Source organism: Mariniphaga anaerophila, from assembly GCF_900129025.1.
Lineage (GTDB): Bacteria > Bacteroidota > Bacteroidia > Bacteroidales > Prolixibacteraceae > Mariniphaga > Mariniphaga anaerophila.
In genome coordinates this window covers 346,985-370,235 of sequence record NZ_FQUM01000006.1, presented here as the reverse complement: position 1 = coordinate 370,235, position 23,251 = coordinate 346,985, and the positions used below count along the sequence as shown (strand labels likewise).

Genomic DNA, 23,251 nt, shown 5'->3' with positions numbered 1-23,251 from the left:
AATTCTATCGAATACCCTTGAGATAAACGATAGAATGAGATAAATGCATTTGAAAACGTACAATTTTAATGAGATGAAATACAAAACAGAAATACTGTTCCTGTCTTTTTTGATGCTGTTGTACACCGCTTCTGCACAACCTGAACAAGATAAAGCCCTGCTCAATGGGTTTCACTCGATTTCCAGTCACGAAATACTTGGGTTTGTCGAAGAGTTGAGTTCAGAAAAGTACAAAGGACGTTTGTCGGGTTCTCCCGAGTATCTTGAGGCGGCAAAGTGGTGTGCCGATAAATTTTCAGAATGGGGAATTCTTCCGGCTAACAAAGGAAGTTATTTCCAGCGTTTTCCTAACGCTTTTACAGAAGTATATTCTACCGGAAGTCTGTCCTACTCTTTTGATTCGAAGGAGACGCAGTATTCATTTCCTGATGACTATTTCCCGGGTTCAAATTCGGCATCGGGAACGGTAACTGGTGAGTTGGTTTACGTAGGCTTTGGAATTACTGCTTTGGAGTTGGGGTACGATAGTTATGAGAATGTTGATGTCAAAGGGAAAATAGTAATTCTGGAATCTGGTGTTCCGTACACAAAAAACGATACTGTTCAGGTAAAATGGACGCCGTATGCCTATCATCGCTATAAACTTGAAAATGCATTGGCTCATGGCGCTGCAGGCCTTTTGTATGCAGGAAAAACAGCCAATCCAAATACAATTCATCTTGAGAATTTTATTTATGCGCATATCGACAAAAAAGTTGTTCAGCAACTATTCTCCGATTCAGGGAAAAATTACGATGAAGTAAAGAAGAAGCTAGGGACGATGGAGCCGTTTTCATTTGCTTTAAATACGGGTCAGCAAGTAACAATTTCCGCAGAGACAAAACATTTTCCCATGGCAGAATCCTGCAATGTGGTTGGGGTAATTGAGGGGAGTGATCCTGTTTTGAAAGACGAAGTGATAATTGTTGGCGGTCACCTGGACGGACAAGGATATTTGGGTGAAACGTTTCCTGGCGCACTGGATAACGGCTCGGGAGTAGCAGATATTTTGGGCGCAGCAAAGGCGCTGGCTCAATCCGACGTAAAACCAAAGCGTTCTGTCCTGTTTATTCTGTTTGGTGGCGAAGAGTGCGGGTTGTATGGGAGCAAGTATTATGTAAGCAATCTACTTTTCCCGGTTGATAAAACATTAATGATGATTAACCTTGATATGGTTGGGAATGGAACAGGTTTTTTTGTTTCCAACGGGAAGACTTTTCCTGGGTTGTTTCGTCATTTCGAACAGGTGAATAAAAATTACCTGCACCGGGAAATGAAAGCTTCAGAACAGCGAAAAAATTATGGGCGTCCCCGCTCCGATGCATCAATATTTGAAAATGCGGGAATAGCAACTTTTTCGTTGTGGACTAGTAATTCTGTACATCCGGTGTATTATCACCATCCGTTGGATAAAACAGATGTACTCACTCCTGAAATTATGGAAGATGCCGCCAAGTTGATTTATCTCGGCGTACTAGGTGTTGCCAATGATGAAAACTTGTAGTGCCGGTATTTTTAATGCAGTTGTATCAGGCCTTCTTTTATGGCGTATTTAACCATGTCGGCATTGCTGCTTAATCCGAGTTTTTCGAAAATGTGTTGTTTATGTGTTCCAACTGTTTTTACACTGATGAAAAGTTTTTCGGAAATTTCCCGGGTTGATTTTCCTTCGGCATAAAGCTTAAGTACTTCCAGTTCTCTTTCCGAGAGATCTACCTGTCCTTCGGGAGTATCGTCTTCCGGGTCGAGGTATCCCTGAATAACCATTTCTGTGATATCGTCACTCAGGTATTTTTTTCCTGATATTACGGATTGGATGGCATCGATAAGTTGTCTGTATGTGCAGTTTTTTAGCAGGTATCCGTCAGCTCCTGCCTCGAGTGCACCTTTCACAAATTGCCGGTCAGAGTGCATGGAAACCGCAATGACCTTTATTTTTGGATTATCTTTTTTGATGATTCGGGTTGCCTCAATACCGTTCATTACAGGCATTCCGATATCGATTAGAACTACTTCGGGGTTAATTTTTTTTGCTCTTTCTGTTGCTTCTTTGCCATCTTTGGCCTCGGCTATTACTTCAATATCCGGAGCCGAAGAAATTAAGTTTACCAACCCTTCTCTGAAAAGTTGGTGGTCGTCTGCAATTAGTACTGTTGTTGCCATATTTTTTAACCTTCGCTCGTTGGTATAATTACTGTTGCGCTGGTTCCTTTTCCAATGGCTGAATCTATTTCCAAATGTCCTTTTATGCTGTCGAGCCGTTCAGTAATGCTTAAAAGGCCGAAACCTCCTTCGAGGCTTGCTTTCTTGTTCAGCTGTTTTTTAAAACCAACACCATTGTCTCGAACTGTAATATAATAATATTTTTTCTCTTTTTTTATTTCCAGCTCAACCAAATCTGCCTGAGAGTGCTTGATTACGTTGTTGAGTAACTCGGTAACAATCCGGTACAGGAAAATGTTGTATTCCTTTTTTATCTCAATTTTTTGATCTTCGCCGATTAATACAGTTTTTAGTCCTTGCTTGTCCTCAACTTCTTCCAGTTTCCATTTAAAAGCCGGGACTAGTCCCAGTTCGTATAGAATAGGCGGGCTGAGGTCGTAAGTTAACGTGCGTGATTCGGAAATGGCTTTATTTAGAAGTCCTGATATTTCATTGAAAACTTTTTCTGCCTGGGGAGGAAGTTCCTCGTTTGCAATGGAAGAGAGTTTTATGAATGCGAGAGAAAGAGTTTGCCCGAGGCTGTCGTGCAGGTTTTCTGCAATTCTTCGGCGCTCTTTTTCTTCAACAAGAGTGAGTTCGGTGTTCAGCTTCTTCAGCTTTTTTTGGTAATTCTTTATTTTTTTTAAGCTCTTTTTTAATGCAATTTCGGCTTGCTTGCGTGTTGTTATGTCGTAACAAACTCCGCGAACTCCGTAGAATTCGTCCTTTTTATTGAAAATTGAAAAACCACTTACAGATAGCCACAGTTTGTCTTTCCCGTTTGCTTCGAGTTCAATTTCATAATCGTTGAATCCGGATTGGTTGTGAAAGCTTTCTTCAATGGCAGAAACTTTTTCTTTGTCGGATTTGAGCTGAAAAAGTGTTTTATAATCTATCTTTTCAATAATATCATCGGGCTTCTGGCCAAGTATTTTTTCGATAACCGGGCTTACGTATGAGAATATACCTTTGGAATCGACCTCCCAGTAAAACTCCAGCGCATGTTCTGAAATTTGCAAATATCGCTCCTCGCTCTGCAGGTATTTTGTAGTCTGGTCTTTAATCAGCACTTCGAGGCTTTCGTTTCGCTTACGAAGCAGGTCTTCTGCTTTTTTTATACGCAGAACCACGTCTATTTGTGCGCGAAGTTCATCCTGGCTGAAAGGCTTTGAAATGAAGGCATCGGCACCGGCATTTAATCCCTTCGTACGCTCAATGGGATTTTGCCCCAGGGCCGAAATCATTAATATGGGAATATGTTGGGTAACGGTGTTGTTTTTTAACCGTGCACAAACCTCATATCCGTCCATCTCTGGCATTAAAATGTCAAGCAAAACGATTTCGGGCTTTTCTTTAACTGCTATATCAATACCTTCTTTCCCCGAGGTTGCCTGCAAAAAAACATAATCAGAGTAATACAGTTTTATGATTTGGTTTAACAGTACCAAATTTATCTCATTGTCGTCTATTGCAAGGATTTTTTTCATTGGGCATCCTCCGAACTGATTTAATGTTTTGGAAATACACTAATAAAACCTGTTGATTACTAATAACTTCAACTTACACAAAAGTATCACTTTTTTTGTGATAGATTGAATATAAAAGTATAAAAAGTAGAATAAAAGTTGCGGCTGGATAAGCATTAACTCGCAATCAGTAACTTAAGCTGACTTGCAGTCAGTAAAATTCCTACGCATTTTCAGCAAATCGCCCCGTCCCATTTCAGCAATAGATTTTAGCCTGTAGCCCTGTCATGCTGTACTTTAGCTCATGATTTGTAAAACTAAATATCAGTACAATGCGGTGGTTAATTCAAATAGCTTTTTTGGTTTTTGTGACAGGCAATACTTGGGCACAGGGAAGCTTTAAAGGAACTACAGCCCAAAGCGAAAGCCTTATTAATATTGCACTGGAAGAAGTTAACAAAATATATGTTGCCCCTCCGCAAGAGTTCAGGCAACTGAAATCATCAAAAGTATCGCAATCATCCATTAAGGTTACCTATCATAATTTTCCGGAAGAAGCAAAACAAGCTTTTCAATATGCCATTTCCATTTGGGAATCACTGCTTGTTTCTTCGGTTTCCATTCAGTTGGATGCATACTGGGAAGATATGGGCGTAAATGTATTGGCAGAAGGCAGGCCTTCTGTTTTTTACCGGAATTTTAGCGGTGCGCCGTTGCGCGATACTTTTTATCCGGTTGCTTTGGCTGAAAAACTTACGGGTAAAGATCTAAATGGCAGTGAAGCGGATATTATTTGTCAGTTTAATAATAAGATAAATTGGTATTTTGGAACTGATGGAAATACGCCATCTAACAAGTACGATTTTGTGAGCTCAGTTCTTCATGAAGTTACACATGGACTTGGATTTTCCGGATTTTTGAAAGATTCAGGCGGTAAAGGGTTTTTCTATAGCGAAAGCAATTTGCCCAGCATTTACGACCACTATATTTTTAATTATCAGAACCAGAAAATTGCAGACAAATCATTGTTTGAAAGCCCGTCGTACGATTTGCACAAGCAGCTTACCTCAGACAATCTGAAATTTTGCCAGACCGGCTCTGCTGAACAGTACAACACAATTGACTGGATATTTGCTCCGGAAGTTTGGAATGAAGGCTCCAGTATATATCACCTCAAAGGTTATCAGTATGGCGAAGAAAACAGTCTGATGACGCCTTCCGCAAGAAAAGGAGAGGCGATTCATAATCCGGGCGAAGTTACTATTCAAATTCTGGCTGAGTTGGGATGGAGCTCTGTTAAGTTTGAATTTGAACCGTTAAAAGATATCGAACAAGCGGTTGCTGAAATTCCTGTAGAAATGGGCTTGGTTTCTGATTCTGACGAAGATTTTTCAACGGTGAGAGTAGTTTACTCTTCTGATAATTTTTCGACAGCCAATGCGGCAGTTTTAACGCAAGCCGGAAGCGCGTCTGATTTCGAAGGGAAATTGCAGCTTAACTACGCAACCGGCAAAGTTGACTATTACATCGAAGTAAAAACAAACGAAGGGCGCGTATTTAGAAATCCGGCTGATGCTCCGTCCCGGAAATTTACGTTGCGAATTGGCCCTGATTATTATGTGCCTGACCTGTTTCACAATCCGGTAAAAGCTGTTGCCGGAACGGTTTCTGAAGTAGAATTGAGTGCTGAAGCCAAAGATAATGTGGGAATCAAATCGGTAACTGTTGAATATAAAATTAATGGCGTTTTGCAGGAGCCTTTTTCTCTCGAAACAGAGCAGAGTGGACTCTACACAGGCAAATTACAGTTTCAGAATAAAATGGAAACAACAGACAGGCTGGAGTACCGCATAATTGCCATTGACAATTCTTCGAGGGGAAATAAAAGGATGTTTCCTGCAATGGGTTTTCAGAAGGTAGAAGTTGGCTCGATATACGAACCTGTTTCCGGATATGCCACCAACTTTGATGGAGCAGAGAATGACTTCATTGTTTCGGACTTTGGCATTTCATCGCTCAACGGGATAGAAGGAAACCTCTTGCACACAAAAAATCCCTACCCGGTTTCTGCTCTTGAAAAAGAGAAATTCAACCTGGTAGCTCAGCTTAAGTATCCGGTTGTTGTTCAGTCTAACGGACAGCTCTCTTTTGACGAGGTTGTTTTGGTAGAGCCTGGAAGCCGCGAAGTGGAACAACAATTGTGCGACTTTGTAGTTATTGAAGCGAGTAAAGATAATGGAATCAGTTGGTTGCCTTTAACCGACGAGTACGATTCCGGAATAAATGATACCTGGTATACTGCCTTCAAAAGTGGTTTTTCTAATAACACATCTGAAGCTCAACCTCATGAAAGTTTGTTTGTAAATCGTACAATTAACCTTACCCAAAGCACAAGTTTGGAAGCTGGTGATACGGTATTAATTCGTTTCAGAATGGCTTCCGATAATTCAGTAGTTGGTTTTGGATGGGCTATCGACAATCTAAAAATTCAGGAGATGACGACTGCCACAGAAGAACTGTTTGCCGAAGGCAGTTTCCAGGTTTATCCTAATCCGGCAAAAAACCATTTGTATGTAGAATGGTTTGAGGCCGATCAAAATTCCCCGATAGAAATTGTTCTGTCTGATTTGTACGGTAAAATTATTCGTCGTGAAACAGGTATTGAACCTTTTTATTCGTCGAGGGCACAGATTGATTTATCGGGAGTCAGTCCGGGAATCTATATGGTAAACATAACCAGTGGAAACCAGATTGTGGCTACCAACAAAATAGTAAAAAACTAGAGAGAGAGAATATATAAGAATTATTAATCATAAAAATTGAGAAAAAATGGGAACTTTATTAATTGTAATTTTCGGAGCGTCGTTTGCAGGTTTAGTTACTTCATCTATTGTAATGTACAAGATTTTAACTTCAAAGAGAGGACGATAGCCAACATTCCTTAGACCATATTATTTTTTTGAGGTCGTATGACCTAAATTGGTAAACTTATTTTATTTTCAGGCTGTTTAGTTTACTTAGAGGCTTGAAATAGAATTTATCATGCAAAAAGGGCTTGTTGTGTTTTTTATGCTGGCGGTTGCATTTTCGGCCACCGGACAGAAATTGTGGCAGAAGCGGGGAATTACTCCGGTGCCTCAGGTTTGTTATGCATCCGATAAGGTTGAAAAAGGATTTATTCCGCCGCCTGCCGAAGTAATGAGTGCGCTAAAATCAGCCGAGCAGAAATCTGATTTTATAGTGACGTACAATAATTTTTCTCCGGAAGCGCAACAGGCTTTTAGCTATGCCATAAGCATTCTGGAACAGTTGTTCGAATCTTCTGTTCCTGTTTATGTCGACGCCAATTGGAGTTCTCTCGGAAAAAATGTGTTGGGAAATTGTGGTCCGTCTGATTACAAAAGGAATTTTGAAGAAGCGCCACAAAAGAATGTTTACTACCCGATAGCACTCGCCGAGAAAATTTCAAGGAAAGAGCTAACCGGCTCAGGTCGTCCGGATATTCTTGCCAATTTCAATCAGGATATTAACTGGTATTTTGGAACTGACGGAGACACTCCTGCTCTTCAGTACGATTTGGTTTCAGTTGTGTTGCACGAAATGTGTCACGGTCTGGGTTTTACCGGTTTCTTTTATGTTGAGGGTCAGGTTGGTGGTTATGGCTGGTCAGATGGAGAGATAACGTCTTTCGACAGATTGGTAGAAAAATTTGATGGCACAAAACTTATCGATGCTGCTGTTTTTGCAAATCCTTCTGTTTTATTGAAAAATACCCTGGAGTCGGGTTTGTTGTATGCAAACAGCCCGGTTGCTGTTGAAGAAGGATCGACCAAACTTCCCCGCCTTTATGCTCCCTCTTCCTGGGATGACGGGTCTAGTATTTATCATCTGAATGAGGTGAGTTATCCCGCTGGAAATATTAATTCGTTAATGACGCCAGCACTCAGCAGAGGTGAGGCAATTCATAATCCGGGGCCGCTCGCAATGGGCATTTTTGGAGACTTGGGCTGGAAAACCACTCTGCTGGAGTTTACGCCCATTAAAGATCAGGAGCAAGTAAAACCGCTTGATTTCAACGTTGAGATTGTTAGCGATTTGCCACTGGATACTGCTGAATTATTTGTGGTTGTTTCTTCGGATACATTTAATGTTCAGGTAGACTCAATTCCTCTGACATTTAACGAAAATGGTTATTTCGAAGCACAGTGGACCCCCGATGCAGAAAACCCAAAAGTTCAGTATTACTTAACTGCCAAAGATCAAAAAGGGAGGGTTTTTACAAATCCTTTTGACGCTCCGGAAGAGTTTTTTGAAGTGAATTTTGGCCCGGATGATATTTTGCCGGAAGTTGAGCACGATTCGATTCCTTACTTTTTTGCCACCGGGAAAAGTCTTGAAATTAGTGTTCGCGCAGATGATAATTTGGGTATTGATACCGTTTATGTAGAGTATTCGATTAATGGGCAGCCACAACCGCCATTTGGGCTTTCACATGGCTTGGGAATGCACTACTCATCGGTATTTCCGCTGGTTTCGGATTTGCTGAACGAGGGCGACCTGATTGAATATTCTGTGGTGGCAAAGGATGTATCTGTATCGAAAAATACAACAAGACTCCCGTCAGAAAACAGCTTTTCTTTTCGGGTTGAGAAAATGTTTGAACCGGTGGCAGATTATCAGAATAGTTTTGACAATCCGACAACTGATTTTATTCTTTTCGATTTTGATATATATACAGAAAAGGGATTTGAAAGTGGAGCATTGCACAGTCTTCACCCCTACCCCAGCCCGGGATTAGATGATGCAGAGTTTAATTTTATTTGCAACCTGAAATATCCGATTGTGCTTAGCAGCGAAGCCCAAATGAGTTTCGACGAGATTGTGCTTGTTGAGCCGGGTTCTGATGATACAGCTTATGGAGATTTTGAGTTTTGGGACTATGTGATTGTAGAGGGCAGCAAAGACTTTGGAGAAACGTGGCTTCCGGTAACCGATGGCTACGATGCGAGAGAAAGTGAATCTTGGGAAGTGAAGTATAACGATTTTGTTGTAGATGGTAATTCGTTGGCTTCCGGTAATCCGAACCTTTTTGTAAACAAGCAGATAAATATTTTTGAAAACGGGAATTTTTCTCCCCGGGATACTGTTTTGTTCAGGTTCAGGTTGTATTCCGATCCCTACGCCCACGGATGGGGATGGGCCATTGATAATTTACAGATACAATCGCCGCTTTCGGCTTTGCCGACAGTGCTTTCTCCCGGTGATTTTACTGCATATCCAAATCCTTTTTCAGGTTCGTTTCATCTGAGTGTCCGGATAAAAAAGCAGGTGGAAAAAATTCAGGTTGAATTATTTAATGTTTACGGGCAGAAAATAAAAGAGGTGAACTATAAAAATGTATTGGGAACAATTTCAGAAGAAATTGAAATTGATAACGGCCCGGGAGGTTTGTATTTGCTGGTGGTGAAAGAAAACGGAAAACAGGTTTTTGCAAAGAAATTGATTCGTAATTAAAATTAATGGCTATCTTTGCTTCCAAATTGAAAGAAAATGAATTCGACAATTAACAATACATTTTATTACTGGTATTTTTATTTTGGTTCTGAAAACGGGATCAACCAGTAGGGTATTGTTATACGTAAACATATTTTGCTAAGGTCCCGGAGTTTCCGGGGCCTTTTTTTTTGAAAAAAATTGAAATGAAAATAACAATTATTGGATTAGGATTAATTGGTGGTTCGCTTGCAAAAGATTTGAGGCGGACAAAATTTGCAACCGAACTCACGGGTGTTGAAGCCAGTGAGGAAAACGCCCGCGAAGCGCTGAAGCTGGGCCTGGTTGATAAAGTTGTTCCGCTTGAAACAGGAATTAAAGATGCCGATTTAATTATTGTTGCAGTTCCCGTAGACAAGGAGCTGGAAGTGCTTCCGGCTGTGCTCGACGGCGTGGATCGCAATACAACGGTAATTGATATGGGATCAACCAAAAAATTAATTGCAGATTTGGTTAAAGACCATCCTAAAAGGAAACAATTTATTCCTTCTCATCCCATGTCCGGAACCGAAAACTCAGGGCCAACAGCAGCAATCGATGAGCTGTTTAAGGGAAAAATTGCCATTGTTTGCGACCAGGAAGATTCAGGCCCGCAGCATCTTGCGCTAATTGAAAAAATGTTTCAGGTGCTTGGGATGAACATTGCTTATATGACTTCCGACGAGCAGGATCACAGTACTGCTTTTGTGTCGCATTTGCCTCATGCAGCGGCTTTTGCACTTGCCAATGCCGTTCAGTTTAAAGAAGATCGCAACATCATTTTCGATCTCGCCAGCGGAGGTTTTCGCTCTACAGTAAGATTAGCTAAAAGCTCCTGCTCAATGTGGAAGCCAATTTTTGAACAAAACAGAAACTATGTGGTTAATTCTCTGGATGTTTATATTCAGCACCTGCAGCAGTTTCGCGACTGTCTGAAAAACAATCAGTTTGATGAGCTGGAAAAGCTTATTCTGAATGCCAATAAAATCAGAACTATTCTCGATGGAGGAAATCAACATTTTATTAAAAACGAAGAAAAAATTGTAAAACTTTATACAAAAGAACAATGAGTACAAAATTTGAAATTAATCCGATAAAAGAGTGGTTGCCCCACATTAACAACCCACTCCTTATTTCCGGACCGTGCAGCCTCGAATCTGAAAAACAAGCTCTTGATACAGCCAGATTGCTGGCTAAAGATCCGCGTGTATTTGTTTATCGGGGAGGTGTGTGGAAACCTCGTACGCGTCCGGGTTCATTCGAAGGAGTTGGTTCAATCGGGCTGAAATGGTTACAAACCGTAAAACAGGAAACCGGATTGCCTGTTGGTACCGAAGTTGCTAATGCGCAACACACCGAAGAGGCTTTGAAAGCCGGGCTTGATGTAATTTGGATCGGAGCACGTTCAACTGCCAGTCCGTTTGTAGTGCAGGAAATTGCAGACGTTGTAAAAGGCAGTAACGCAGTGGTAATGATTAAAAATCCGGTTAACCCCGATGTGCAGTTGTGGGTGGGCGCAATTGAGCGTATTTACCAGGCCGGAATAAAAAATATTGTAGCCATTCATCGTGGGTTCACCCCATTTAGAGAAACGGTTTACCGCAACTACCCCAATTGGAAAACAGTAATTGAGTTGCGTCGTTTAATGCCGAATTTGCCAATTATTTGCGACCCAAGCCACATTGCCGGAAAAAGGGAATTGCTTTTTGAAATCGCACAAAAAGCATTTGACATGGGAATGGAAGGGCTCATGCTTGAGTCTCATATCGACCCGTCGTGTGCATTGAGTGATGCTGCCCAGCAGGTTACGCCGGCCGATTTGGCCAAACTGCTCGACCGACTTGTTATCAGACATCAGTCGGCAAATAACCCGGAGTTCGAAAATCGTTTGGATATGCTCAGAAGCCGGATTGACGCCATTGATTCAGAATTGCTGGAGTTGCTTGCTTCCAGGGTGACTATTGTAAAAGAAATAGGAAAGTATAAAAAGGAAAACAACGTTACTGCGTTGCAAATAAACCGGTGGGCTCAGTTAATGGAAAACCGGGTAAAAACCGGAACAAAGCTGGATTTGAACGAGACTTTTGTGAAAATTCTGTTTCAGCTTATTCACGAAGATTCTGTTCGGATGCAGACCGAAATTATGGAACCGAATTGATGCTCTCGGCCAACGAAGACAAGCTTTTCTTCATGGCCTTTTCAATGGTTTTGAAGCTCAGAACTTCCTTGCTGACGTAAATAAAGAAGATGGCTTTTTTTGTCGACAGTTCGTCTGGTGTCAGCAGGTGCTTGTTTAGTCGGTAAGCTTCGCGCATGCGGCGTTTTATTAAGTTACGCCGCACTGCCCTTTTAAATAGCTTTTTGCTGACGGCAAAACCAACTTTGGCAAGGAATGGTTCCTGAAAGCTAATTTCAGTATGGACAACTTTGAGCGGGTAGAATAAGAATGTTTCTCCCTCTGAAAAAAGTTTGTCCATTTCTTTTTTGCCACACAGGCGCTCTTTCTTTTTCAGCGAAAAATGAGGAGTAGTTGGTATGTTCTCTGATGAATTTTCCATGAAGTACAAAAAAGGCCGTCTGCTTTGTGCGCAGACAGCCTTTCAAAGGTATATATTTTTCTATTTAGTTGCCTTTGTTTTCTTTTTTGATGTATTGCTCAAGAGCCATTGTCATCGACGGAGCCTGGGCAGTAGGAGCTTCAATATCCAGTTTTAACCCGGCCTCGCGGACTGCCTGTGCTGTGGTTGGGCCAAAGCACGCAATTCGTGTGTCGTTTTGCTGAAAATCAGGGAAATTTTGGAACAACGATTTTATTCCCGATGGACTGAAAAATACCAAAATATCGTAGTTAACATCCCGTAAATCTGACAAGTCGCTGCTTACTGTACGGTATAAAATGGCTTTGGTGTATTTAAAGCCGCCTTTATCGAGCAGTTCAGGTATTTCCTGTTTGTGAATATCAGACAATGGCACTAAGAATTTTTCATCTTTGTGCTTTTTCATGAGGGTGGTTAAATCAGCAAATTTTCCATTTCCGAAAAAGATTTTCCGTTTTCGGTACACGATGTATTTCTGAAGATAATAAGCCGTTGCTTCTGACATGCAGAAGTATTTCATACTATCAGGAATAGTAAGGCGAAGATCCTGACTAATCCTGAAAAAATGGTCGATTGCGGTCCGGCTGGTAAAAATAACTGCCGTATGTTCCAGAATGTGAATACGGGTTTGCCGGAATTCTTTTGCAGTAACACCTTCAACTTGAATAAATGGCCTGAAATCAATCTTGATATTGTTTTTTTCGGCCAGATCAAAGTAGGGTGATTTTGCCGTTGTTGGTTCTGGTTGTGATACCAATATGCTCCTGACTTTCAAAATGCTCTTATTTTAGTTTAATTATACCCATTGGTTACAACACTAAAATTTTGTATAGTAATACCAAGGGTACAAATTCAAGGGTACAAAAGTATAAAAAGAGATAAAATATTGAAAATTGTTTCTTCAATAAAATTACAAATCCTCTAATAATCAATAAAAAATAAATTAGTGCAATCAAAATTACTCCGATAGTAACCGGCAATTCAATGTTGTTGAACGGGTAAAATGCAATAATAGTAACCACCGGAAATAGAATAACCCCGGCAATTCGGGTAAAGTTATTCATATTGAACAAGTACTCGCCGGTTTCTCCTGTCTTTTCAATAGTGAAACCTACCAGTCTGTATATTAATTTTTTTGCGAAAAAATATACAATAACAAGTCCGGCGCTAAATAAAAAGAGCTGAAAATTTTCGAATGGCAGGTCGATGCTAAAGAAAACAAGCAGTTGAAACGCGAATGCTGAAAAAACCAGGTAAAACAAAATATCGAGTTGAAAGGCTCCTTGTAAAACCGACGTGTTTTTTTCCTGAAACATTCTGATGGATGTAGAATAATTAACAACCGAATGAAATAAGTTTTCAATGTACTTGTTCCAGGTTTTTTTGACTGAGGCAAACAGCACCAAAGCAATCAAAAGTAAAATGGTTAGCCAGTCGTAACTTGCACGGTTGATCTGACGTGCAGGCAGGTGAAATTCGGCTTTCTCATTTTTTGAAATAGTGACGAGTTGAAGTTCGTTACGTGGTGTCATGTAGCGTGAATCGCCAACCAGTAACTTACTCTCCTGTCGCCACCACCAATAGCGCTGTTGAGACAGGGTTGGCGGGGCAGGTTTTTTAACGACTGCAGCCGGCTCAACTTTCTGTGTCTGAGTTTCCCGTTCGGGAATTGGGGCTAATGGAACGGGCTGGGAGCGGTTAATGTTGAGCTCCCCGGATTTGGGCACTAACGGCCGTTGGATTGGCAACGTTGTAGTTGACCTCACAGTGTCATACTGATATGTAAATCCTTGTTCCATATTTGTCTGGCAAAGATACCAATTGATTATTGATCCTATTCCGATTGCAGCCGAATTTCGATGTACACAAAAAAATTTTAAAAAATTGCATTCAGTTTTGAGAGCAGGCTTTGTTTGTTGTGTTTTTTTTTAGATATTTAGATTGGTGGCATATTAACATCTATCTCAAATGGTGGTTTTAGTTTCTATTTTTTTCTACATTTGACCGGATTTTAAAATTTAATACAATGGCAAGTCAAACATTATCAAATCTTTATACAGAATCGTTCAGAAAAAACTGGGATAGTTTTGTATTTTCAGATTATGAGGGGAGCGATTTCAAATTCAGCGATATTGCAACAACCATAAAATCGTTGCATTTGTTTTACCAACTTTCTGGGTTGCAGCGTGGCGATAAAATTGCAGTGCTCGGAAGAAATTCCGCTAACTGGGGAGCTGTGTTTCTGTCTGCTCTTTCTTCCGGAATTGTTATTGTCCCTATTTTGCCCGATTTTAACGAAGTTAACACCAACCATATTATTAACCATTCAGAGGCAAAACTTGTGTTTGCAGCTAAACCGCAGCTCGAAAAAATTGATTTCGAAAATGCAGAAAAGCTACAGGCAGTTCTGGTTTTGGAAGATTTTTCGTTACATGCAGCCAAAGATGAAAATGTTCAGTACAAATTGGCAGATGCCTTTCAGTACTATAAAGAAAATCAACTAAAAAAAGAGAATTTTAAATTTGAGGACTGGGAACGCGAAGAAATCTGTATTATCTCTTATACTTCTGGTACATCTGGGTTTACCAAAGGGGTGCAGATTCCGGAAAGGAGTTTGTTTTCAAACATTATTTATGCACGCGAGCATATGCCGCTTCTGCCTGGACACCAGCTTGTTTCGTTTCTGCCAATGGCTCATGTTTACGGGTTGTTGTTCGACTTTTTGTTTCCGGTTACTTTGGGCTGCCACATTACCTTCTTGAGTCGGATGCCTTCTCCGGCAGTTATTACAAAGGTATTTAGCGAAGTAAAACCGCACCTGATTCTTTCGGTTCCGCTAATTATTGAAAAAATTTATAAAAAGAAAATTTTACCCACCATCGAAAAACCTATAATGAAGGTTTTGTTGAAGACTCCGGTAATTCAGAATATTTTGCTGAAAAAAATTAAGGAAAAACTTACCGAAACATTTGGAGGAAGATTTTTCGAGATTGTTATTGGTGGTGCTCCGCTCAGCTCCGAAGTTGAAGAGTTTTTCCGCCGTATAAAATTTGAGCTTACTGTTGGTTACGGAATGACAGAATGTGGCCCGCTTGTTAGTTACGCTGCATGGAACAAAACCGCGCGGTCGTCCGCCGGCCAGTTGGTAGACCGTATGAAAGTGAGGATAGATTCAGAAGATCCTTATAATGTGGTGGGAGAAATTCAGGTGACCGGCGATAACGTAATGACCGGCTATTTCAAAAATGAACAGGCAACCAAAGAAGCTTTCACTGAAGATGGGTGGTTGAGAACCGGTGACCTGGGGGTAATTGATAAGGACAATTTTATTTTTATCAGGGGGCGTTCAAAAAATATGATTTTGGGGCCTTCCGGACAAAATATTTACCCTGAAGAGATTGAGGCCAGAATTTGCAACCTCCCGTATGTGGGTGAATGTGTTGTTGCTGAGCGCCAGAATAAAATGGTAGCAATGATTTACCCCGACTTCGAAGCCATGGGAGCAGACAGCGTTTCGAAGGAGGATCTTCCTTCAATAATGGAAGAAAACAGGAAAAAACTGAACGCAGAACTTCCGCGTTATGAGCAAATAAGCACTTTCGAATTGGTGAATGAAGAATTTGAAAAAACACCTAAAAGGAACATCAAACGTTTTAAATACGTATAAAAAACGCGGCGGGCTGCAAGCGGGGAGCCCCTGTTCTCGAAAATAAAAACTAATCATCCTTTGTTTCCTATGAGTTCAAAACCAAAAACCAACATGGGCTCAGGCGAAAACCGTTTGTTGTCGCTTGATTTTTTTAGGGGAATTATAATGTTTTTGCTCGTTGCAGAAGGAACAGCATTGTGGAGTGTTTTAGTAAAAGAACCTGTAGCCGGAACATTTCTGGAACCTTTTTTTCAGCAATTTCATCACCACCCGTGGAATGGCTTGCGTTTTTGGGATTTGGTGCAGCCTTTTTTTATGTTTATTGTTGGTGTGGCCATGCCGTTTTCTTATGCAAAAAGGCGCAAAAGGGGAGATTCGAAACAGAAAATTACGCGGCATATAATTCAGCGTTGTATTTTGTTGCTGGCTTTTGGCGTCGGCCTGCACTGCGGGTATCGTCGCGAGTTGGTTTGGGAACTGTGGAACGTACTTTCCCAGCTTTCTGTTACCATCATAATCGCTTATTTTTTGATGCGGTATAAGCCATCGGTACAACTTGTTGTCTCTTTTGGGCTTTTGTTGCTTACCGAAATATTGTACCGCACTTTTCCTTTGGACGGATACAATCAGCCTTTTGTGAAAGACCACAATTTCGGTTCGTGGATGGATATGGTTTTAATGGGTAAAATCAATCGGGGCGGCGGATGGGTTGCTATCAATTGTATTCCAACAGCGGCTCATACAATCTGGGGTGTTGTTGTCGGGAAATTGCTTCTGTCGGAAAAAAAGGCTTCCGAAAAACTTAAAAAGCTGTTAGTTGGCGGCCTGGTTATTCTGGCTGCGGGATATTTGCTTCACTGGACTTCTGTAACGCCTATTATTAAACGCATTTCCACCTCTTCGTTTGTGCTTGCTTCGGGCGGTTGGTCTGTTTTGGTGCTGGCATTCAGTTATTGGTTTATCGACGTAAAAAAAATTAACGGCTGGATTTTTCCGTTTGTAATTGTTGGCATGAATCCAATATTCATTTACCTTTTTTCAAATACAGTTGGCGGGCAGTGGTTCAACGGTTTTGTTGGAATTTTCATCAACGGATTTTTGGGGTGGTTTAATGCCCCCGGGTTTTTGATGGCGCTGGTCACTTCGCTTACGGTGCTGGCGCTGGAATGGCTTCTGTGCTACTATTTATACCGGAAAAGAATATTTTTTAAAATCTGAAAGTACTTAAATTTTAACTTAAATCTGATAAAAATGGACAACACATCTCGTAGAAAATTTTTAAAAACAACAATGGCAGTATCTGCCGGAACACTGTTGCTACCGTCTGCTTTTGCAGGTTGTGCGTCAAAAAGGTCACCGTTTGAAATATCGCTGGCTGAGTGGTCGTTGCACAAAACTTTGTTTGCCAATGAAATGACAAATCTCGATTTCCCCCGGTTTGCTGCAGAAAACGGAATTAAAGGACTGGAGTATGTCAACCAGTTTTTTAAGGATAAGGCAAAAGACATGGAATACCTGGCCGAGCTGAAAAAGATTTGTGAAAACGAAGGCGTTAAAAGCGTGCTGATTATGTGTGACGGCGAAGGAATGGTAGGCCATCCGGAGAAAGCAGAGCGTGAGAAAACAGTAGAGAACCATAAAAAATGGATTGATGCCGCCAAATACCTGGGATGCCATTCAATACGGGTAAATGCAGGTAGCCAGGGTAGTTTCGAAGAGCAGCAAAAACTGGCGGCAGATGGCTTGCGTATGCTTTGTGAGTACGGCGACCAGCAAAGTATTAATATAATTGTTGAAAACCACGGCGGCTGGTCCAGTCACGGCGAATGGCTTGCAGGCGTGATGAAAATGGTTGATCACAAACGTGTTGGTACATTGCCCGATTTTGGCAATTTTATTATTAACCGCGAAACAGGAGAAGAGTTCGACCGCTACAAAGGGGTTGAATTGCTGATGCCGTATGCCAAAGGGGTGAGCGCCAAATCAAATGATTTTGATGCTGACGGAAACGACACTCGTTCAGACTACTTCAGGTTGATGAAAATAGTGAAAGACTCTGGTTACAAAGGATGGGTTGGAATTGAATACGAAGGTCGCGAGTTGTCGGAAAAAGAAGGCATTCTTGCAACGAAACGTTTGCTGGAAAGGGTTTTTGAAAGCTTGGAATAGCCCATTTTAACAGGTTAAAAATTGTTAAAGAAGAACAGGATTGAAACAATGGCTTTTTCTGTTCGTAGTCTTAAATTGTCTTGAATGAATTTTTTGTGGGCTTAATAGGTTGATTGTTGAGTTAGTTCGAGGCAGGTTGAAGGTAAATGTTTGTTTTAAAAGAAGCGGCGAAAACGGTTTTCACCGCTTCTTTTATTTTCTGCGTTTAGAAAACGGTTTTCCTTTCCTTTTTTTATGAAAAATATTTTTGTTCATTCTCGAAGAGCGCGTAAAATTGCTTTTATTGAACCTGCGGTCGGGGATGGCAGAATAAACAAGGCCAATGCTGGCTTGAGCTACAGCGGCGGGGCTGTTGGTTCTCTCCATGGAAGTTTGCCCGTTTTTGTTTATGTAGTTGTAGTTGGGCACACCGTTTACTATGTCCGAATTAACGAGCAGAGCTGTTGCGTCAAAATAGATATCGAATTTGTCTGATAAGCGGTAAGTGGCTCCAAGCCCCAATCCACCGGTTATTGCAGCAGTCTTTGGGTCATCGCTGTTTCTGGTTCCTCTGGAATAAAGTACTCCAACATCATATTCCACCCGGTACACCGGATTGTGAAAGGTGAAGTCGGTGCCGGTAAATGTAACTCCCGCCAAGGCCTTTGCAAAAATGTTGACGTTGTTTTTTACGGGTAGAATATAAAAGCGGGCAGTGCCCAGGATGTTCAGCAGGTTAGTATCAAAAATCAGGGCTTTGTCGGGGTATTTGTAGCTATTGGGAAGAGGGTTGTATCTGGACAGAAAGAAGTTGTACAACGGAGGCGACGGCGTGTGACCCGAAACGCGCAAATAGCCAAACTGCACGCCCAACTCAAAATCGGGAGTAACAGGAGCCATTATTTCCAGTTCAACGCCGGGCTTAAAAACCGGAGAAAACTCTTCGCTGCCGGGATTGGATAGTTCATCCTTCATCGGGTAGTCTATTTCAGCTTTTCCGGGTTCTCCTAAAAAAGCACCGGCGTTTGCACTCAGTCGGTATCTGAAAATTTGTCCGGATGAAGTCTGGCAGATCAGAAAAAGCAGGAAAAGAAGAACGACATGAGGCTTCATAATAATAGGTTAAATTTCAGCTGTCAATATATGATTTTCTTCGCCTAAAATCCAAGCCTGCAGGCAAAAAACTACCGCCTTTCTTTTACTTCTTTGGCATCAACCACCTTAAAAAGTTTGTCTGAACGTCTGAGTTTTGTGTCAATCGGTACTGAAATATGTTGCCCTTTCAACCCCTCTTCAACAGGTTTTAATTCGAAACGGATTTCTTTCACCTGGGTTTGAACAACTCCGGTAGTGGGGCCGGTAATAATAATTTCGTCGCCGGTTTTCAGATTTAGCGTTTCCAGTTTAAACTCAGCTACTTTAATGTTGGAAAAATAGTTGGTGCACTTGCCAATGTATATTTTTCGTTTGGTAGCTCGCGAACCGTAATTGGCGCTCCATTCTCCCAGCCGCTGTCCGAGGTAATAACCATTCCAGAACCCACGATTGAAAACTGCCGCCAGCCGCTCATTCCAGTTTTCTATTTTTTCTTCTGTAAATGTACCTTCTAAGTAGGCTTGCACAGCTTCATGGTAGCACTCTGCGGTTGTTTTTACATATTCGGGAGACCGTGCGCGTCCTTCAATTTTGAGTACCGAAACTCCGGCGTCCAGAACTTTATTCAGAAAATGAATTGTTTTAAGGTCTTTGGGCGACATGATGTATTCATTGTCGATCTCCAGTTCTGCTCCGGTTTCTTTGTCGGTTACCGTGTAAGCACGCCTGCAGGTTTGCAGGCACGAACCGCGGTTGGCCGATGAGTTCATTTCCTGAAGACTCAGGTAACATTTTCCGCTGATGGCCATGCACAGTGCACCATGCACAAACATTTCGAGACGCACCAGATTTCCAGACGGCCCTTTTATTTGTTGCTCTTTTATCTGATTGCTGATTTCCCAAACGCGTCCGAGGTTCATTTCACGGGCCAGTACCATTACATCGGCAAATGCAGAATAGAATTTCACTGCATCAATATTGGTAATGTTTACCTGTGTGGAAATGTGAACTTCCAGACCGATGGAGCGGGCGTACATAATTACAGAAATGTCGGCAGCAATTACTGCAGAAACTCCTGCTGCTTTTGCTGCATCGAGAACGGCGTGCATCTGTTCCGCTTCGTTGTCAAAAATTTCAACGTTGAGTGTTAAATATGTTTTAACGCCGTGTGAGGTGGCTGTTTCAACAATTTTTTTCAGGTCGTCGAGAGTGAAATTATTGGCCGACCGCGACCGCATGTTCAAATGTTCAACGCCAAAATAAACAGATCCGGCACCGCCCTGAATTGCTGCCATTAATGATTCGTATGAACCAACTGGAGCCATTATTTCAATTTCTCTTCCTTCCATTCTTGTAAAAATTTCCGGACAAAGGTAAAATATTTAAAAGAGGAAACAGCCTTTCCCGTTCAGTGCGAGCTAAAAACACGGCATATTTTTATGGGAACAGAATAATTCTGAAAACAATCATTTTGTTCGGCGCTCTTTCATTTGATGGCGAAATCTTATCTTTGCACAAAATTTCAAAAAATAAGCAATGAGTAACCGGAAAGTTCGGGTGCGTTTTGCCCCAAGTCCTACGGGGCCGCTCCACATGGGTGGTGTTCGTACTGCTTTGTTCAACTATCTTTTTGCAAAAAAACAAGGTGGTGATTTTCTTTTACGCATCGAAGACACAGACCAGAATCGGTTTGTGCCCGGCGCAAGTGAATATATAATGGAAAGCCTGCGTTGGTGCGGGCTGATTCCTGATGAAGGGCCGGGTATTGGCGGCAATTACGGGCCATATCGGCAAAGCGAACGGAAAGCACTGTATAAACAGTATGCAGATCAGCTTGTGGAATCGGGCTGGGCATACATCGCGTTTGATACTCCGGAGGAGATTGAACAACTGAGGAAAGAAGCTGAAGCAAACAAAGAAACTTTTTCATACGGTATTGGAACCCGCGAACGGCTGAATAATTCGCTGAACCTCTCAGCAGAAGAAGTACAGCGGAAAATTGATGCCGGAGAACAGCATGTGGTACGTTTTAAAATGCCTGCAGATTTGGATGTGACCGAGCATGATATTATTCGGGGCGAAGTAACGTTTAATACCACTAAAAGTCTTGACGACAAAGTGCTGTTTAAGTCAGACGGAATGCCTACTTATCACCTGGCCAATGTGGTTGATGATCATCTGATGGAAATTACGCATGTGATACGTGGCGAAGAATGGTTGTCGTCCATGCCGTTGCACGTTTTGTTGTACCGTGCTTTGGGCTGGGAAGAAACCAGACCCGAGTTTGCCCACCTGCCGCTAATTCTGAAACCTCACGGAAAAGGAAAACTCAGCAAACGGGATGGCGATAAAATGGGATTTCCTGTTTTTCCGCTTGAATGGACAGATCCTGTGTCTGGAGAAGCTTTTCACGGATACCGCGAAGACGGCTATTTCCCGGAAGCATTTATTAACCTGCTGGCGCTGCTGGGCTGGAACCCGGGAACTGAGCAGGAGTTCTTTTCGCTGAAAGAACTGACTGAAGTTTTTAGTCTTGAACGTGTTGTTAAGTCCGGGTCGCGTTTCGATCCTGAAAAGGCGAAGTGGTTTAACAGGCACTATTTTCAGCAAAAAAATGCTGAGGAATTAGCCGAACTTTTTAAACCAGTTTTACAGGAAAAAGGCATTTCTGCAACCAACGAAAAAATAGTTGAAGTAGTTGGCGAAATTAAGGAACGCTGCGAATTTGCATCCGATCTTTGGGAACAGGGAAGTTTCTTTTTTGTTGCCCCGGAATCGTACGACGAAAAAACGGTAAAAAAACGTTGGAAAGAAAATACACCTGAACAACTTTCGGCCGTTGTGTCTCTTTTCGAAAAGATTGAACAGTGGGATGCTGAAAGCATGAAAGAAACATTTTCTGCATTTATGAACGAAAAAGGTTGGGGCTTTGGAGCAATTATGAATCCACTGCGCCTTTGCCTGGTTGGTGGAAACATGGGACCGGATCTGTTCAAAATTTGTGAAATTCTGGGAAAAGCAGAAACCATTCAGCGTATTAAAACGGCAATAGAAAAAATTTAGGGGAGGTCGCAATTGACCTTTCCTCTTTTGCAGGTACGTTGTGTTATTTTACCATAATCTTTTCTATTGGTTAAATTGAAGCCTTTTGGGAGGAAGTGAAGATCTTCTTCCCCGAACTTTCGTAATTTTAGCCATTCATAACCAAAAATATAGCAATGAAGAAGTTAGACACCAGCCTTATGCACCCGCGCGACCAGATTACCATGATAATCGATAAAATCTACCGGAGCGGGTTAACTACAACATCCGGAGGAAATGTTTCCATTATTGACGAAAACGGAGACATCTGGGTAACTCCATCGGCCGTTGATAAAGGATCTTTGCGCGCGTCAGACATTATGGTGGTCAGAAAAGACGGCACCATTGAAGGCCGTCATAAACCTTCTTCAGAATATCCTTTTCACCGTGCAATTTACGAAAGTCGGCCCGAAATAAAAGCAATTATACATGCTCATCCGCCGGCCCTGGTGTCGTTCAGTATTGTGCGGCAAATTCCCGATACGAACATTATTCCTCAGGCAAAACACATTTGTGGCGACATTGGTTACGCTACCTATGAAGTTCCCGGAAGCAATGAACTGGGTAAGGTAATTGCCCGCGAGTTTGACAAAGGGTTCAGTGCTGTAATTATGGAAAACCACGGAACTGTTGTTGGGGGAAGTGACTTGCTGGATGCTTTTCAGCGGTTTGAAACGCTTGAGTTTTGCGGACGGACAATCATTTACGGAAACACGATTGGCACTCCCAATTATCTCGCCCACGAGCAGATCGAAGAATTCGAGAACCAGATACCACGCCTGTTGCCTGAAATGGAACAGGTGGAGCACCCTTCTGATGAAAGGGCTATCCGCGAAGAGATTAAACGGATTGTTCACCGCGCCTGCGATCAGGGGTTGATGATAAGCTCTTACGGAACGGTTTCGGTGCGCTGGCGGGGAAACGACTTTTTGATTACACCAACCGATGTGGCTCGCTGGAATATTCAAAACGAAGACATTGTGCAGATAAAAAACGGGAAACGTGAGCCGGGTAAATTACCCAGCCGGGCTACCTGGCTGCACCAGGAAATATATAGGCGTAATCCGGAAGTGAACTCCATTATTTTGACTCAAAGTCCTCACCTGATGGCTTACAGTGTGACTCACGAAAAGCTGAATGTACGAACCATCCCGGAAAGTTGGATCTTTCTGCAGGACGTGCCCAATGTTCCTTTTGGCTCTCACTTTGCGGGAGAAGAAACCATCCTGAAACTGATTTCAAAAGATACTCCGGCAGTGATAATTAACAACGATTCTGTATTGGTTACCGGAGATAAACTGCTTGGAACTTTCGACCGGCTTGAAGTGGCTGAATTCAGCGCGCAGTCACTTACCATGGGCGCTTCTTTGGGTAAGCTAATCCCAATTAACGACAACCAGGTAGAAGCGCTTCGTAAGAAGTTTTTAGGTTAGGAAAACAGT

At 41.9% G+C, this 23,251-nt stretch carries 17 protein-coding genes; 10 read left to right on the top strand and 7 right to left on the bottom strand.

The genetic code is table 11. From position 1 onward, the window contains the following. Nucleotides 1-73: 73 nt before the first annotated feature. Nucleotides 74-1,543 carry a M28 family peptidase gene (locus tag BUB08_RS14370; protein ID WP_073002571.1) on the top strand — a complete coding sequence of 490 codons (1,470 nt, stop codon included), beginning with the start codon at nucleotides 74-76 and terminating at the stop codon, nucleotides 1,541-1,543. Between the two features lie 11 nt (nucleotides 1,544-1,554). On the opposite strand, the gene BUB08_RS14365 is transcribed toward BUB08_RS14370, so the two are convergent. Beyond that, nucleotides 1,555-2,202 carry a response regulator gene (locus tag BUB08_RS14365; RefSeq protein WP_073002570.1) on the bottom strand — a complete coding sequence of 216 codons (648 nt, stop codon included), beginning with the start codon at nucleotides 2,200-2,202 and terminating at the stop codon, nucleotides 1,555-1,557. 5 nt (nucleotides 2,203-2,207) lie between these two features. Beyond that, entirely contained in the window at nucleotides 2,208-3,728 is a 1,521-nt protein-coding gene (locus BUB08_RS14360) for a response regulator (RefSeq protein ID WP_073002569.1), read from the bottom strand. Between the two features lie 311 nt (nucleotides 3,729-4,039). On the opposite strand from BUB08_RS14360, the gene BUB08_RS14355 reads away from it, so the two are divergent. The 4 genes from BUB08_RS14355 to BUB08_RS14340 all read left to right on the top strand — a co-directional run bounded on the left by BUB08_RS14355 (nucleotide 4,040) and on the right by BUB08_RS14340 (nucleotide 11,397). Next, nucleotides 4,040-6,490 (top strand): T9SS type A sorting domain-containing protein, encoded by a 2,451-nt coding sequence (locus BUB08_RS14355; RefSeq protein WP_073002568.1) that lies wholly within the window; start codon nucleotides 4,040-4,042, stop codon nucleotides 6,488-6,490. A gap of 259 nt (nucleotides 6,491-6,749) precedes the next feature. Then, on the top strand, nucleotides 6,750-9,221 hold the full coding sequence (locus BUB08_RS14350; protein ID WP_073002567.1) for a T9SS type A sorting domain-containing protein: 2,472 nt from the start codon (nucleotides 6,750-6,752) through the stop codon (nucleotides 9,219-9,221). Between the two features lie 185 nt (nucleotides 9,222-9,406). Further along, nucleotides 9,407-10,309, top strand: a complete 903-nt coding sequence (locus tag BUB08_RS14345; RefSeq protein WP_139249724.1) for a prephenate dehydrogenase — start codon at nucleotides 9,407-9,409, stop codon at nucleotides 10,307-10,309. After that, nucleotides 10,306-11,397, top strand: coding sequence for a chorismate mutase (locus tag BUB08_RS14340; protein WP_073002565.1), 1,092 nt, complete (start codon nucleotides 10,306-10,308; stop codon nucleotides 11,395-11,397). The genes BUB08_RS14345 and BUB08_RS14340 overlap by 4 nt, the downstream gene beginning before the upstream one ends. Here BUB08_RS14340 and rnpA read toward each other — a convergent pair. The 3 genes from rnpA to BUB08_RS14325 all read right to left on the bottom strand — a co-directional run bounded on the left by rnpA (nucleotide 11,381) and on the right by BUB08_RS14325 (nucleotide 13,635). Then, complete coding sequence (gene rnpA / locus BUB08_RS14335; protein WP_073002564.1) at nucleotides 11,381-11,797, bottom strand: ribonuclease P protein component; 417 nt, start codon at nucleotides 11,795-11,797, stop codon at nucleotides 11,381-11,383. The two genes, BUB08_RS14340 and rnpA, sit on opposite strands and share 17 nt — an antisense overlap. Before the next feature lie 64 nt (nucleotides 11,798-11,861). Further along, entirely contained in the window at nucleotides 11,862-12,611 is a 750-nt protein-coding gene (locus BUB08_RS14330; protein WP_073002563.1) for a uroporphyrinogen-III synthase, read from the bottom strand. A gap of 34 nt (nucleotides 12,612-12,645) precedes the next feature. Then, complete coding sequence (locus BUB08_RS14325) at nucleotides 12,646-13,635, bottom strand: DUF4271 domain-containing protein (RefSeq protein ID WP_073002562.1); 990 nt, start codon at nucleotides 13,633-13,635, stop codon at nucleotides 12,646-12,648. Nucleotides 13,636-13,862: 227 nt separating this feature from the next. Here BUB08_RS14325 and BUB08_RS14320 point away from each other — a divergent pair, with 227 nt between their 5' ends. The 3 genes from BUB08_RS14320 (at nucleotide 13,863) to BUB08_RS14310 (ending at nucleotide 17,654) form a co-directional block, all read left to right on the top strand. Further along, on the top strand, nucleotides 13,863-15,503 hold the full coding sequence (locus BUB08_RS14320) for an AMP-binding protein (RefSeq protein ID WP_073002561.1): 1,641 nt from the start codon (nucleotides 13,863-13,865) through the stop codon (nucleotides 15,501-15,503). Between the two features lie 69 nt (nucleotides 15,504-15,572). After that, nucleotides 15,573-16,703, top strand: a complete 1,131-nt coding sequence (locus BUB08_RS14315; protein ID WP_073002560.1) for an acyltransferase family protein — start codon at nucleotides 15,573-15,575, stop codon at nucleotides 16,701-16,703. Nucleotides 16,704-16,736: 33 nt separating this feature from the next. Then, entirely contained in the window at nucleotides 16,737-17,654 is a 918-nt protein-coding gene (locus BUB08_RS14310; protein ID WP_073002559.1) for a TIM barrel protein, read from the top strand. Between the two features lie 192 nt (nucleotides 17,655-17,846). On the opposite strand, the gene BUB08_RS14305 is transcribed toward BUB08_RS14310, so the two are convergent. After that, nucleotides 17,847-18,746 (bottom strand): hypothetical protein, encoded by a 900-nt coding sequence (locus BUB08_RS14305; RefSeq protein ID WP_073002558.1) that lies wholly within the window; start codon nucleotides 18,744-18,746, stop codon nucleotides 17,847-17,849. Between the two features lie 71 nt (nucleotides 18,747-18,817). Then, nucleotides 18,818-20,077, bottom strand: a complete 1,260-nt coding sequence (locus BUB08_RS14300; RefSeq protein WP_073002557.1) for a peptidase U32 family protein — start codon at nucleotides 20,075-20,077, stop codon at nucleotides 18,818-18,820. A gap of 187 nt (nucleotides 20,078-20,264) precedes the next feature. On the opposite strand from BUB08_RS14300, the gene gltX reads away from it, so the two are divergent. Together gltX and BUB08_RS14290 are read left to right on the top strand one after the other, a co-directional pair. Then, on the top strand, nucleotides 20,265-21,791 hold the full coding sequence (gene gltX / locus BUB08_RS14295) for a glutamate--tRNA ligase (RefSeq protein ID WP_073002556.1): 1,527 nt from the start codon (nucleotides 20,265-20,267) through the stop codon (nucleotides 21,789-21,791). Nucleotides 21,792-21,946: 155 nt separating this feature from the next. Next, the gene (locus BUB08_RS14290; RefSeq protein WP_073002555.1) at nucleotides 21,947-23,242 is read left to right on the top strand and encodes a class II aldolase/adducin family protein; all 1,296 of its coding nucleotides are present in this window, start codon (nucleotides 21,947-21,949) and stop codon (nucleotides 23,240-23,242) included. The last annotated feature ends 9 nt before the right edge of the window (nucleotides 23,243-23,251 follow it).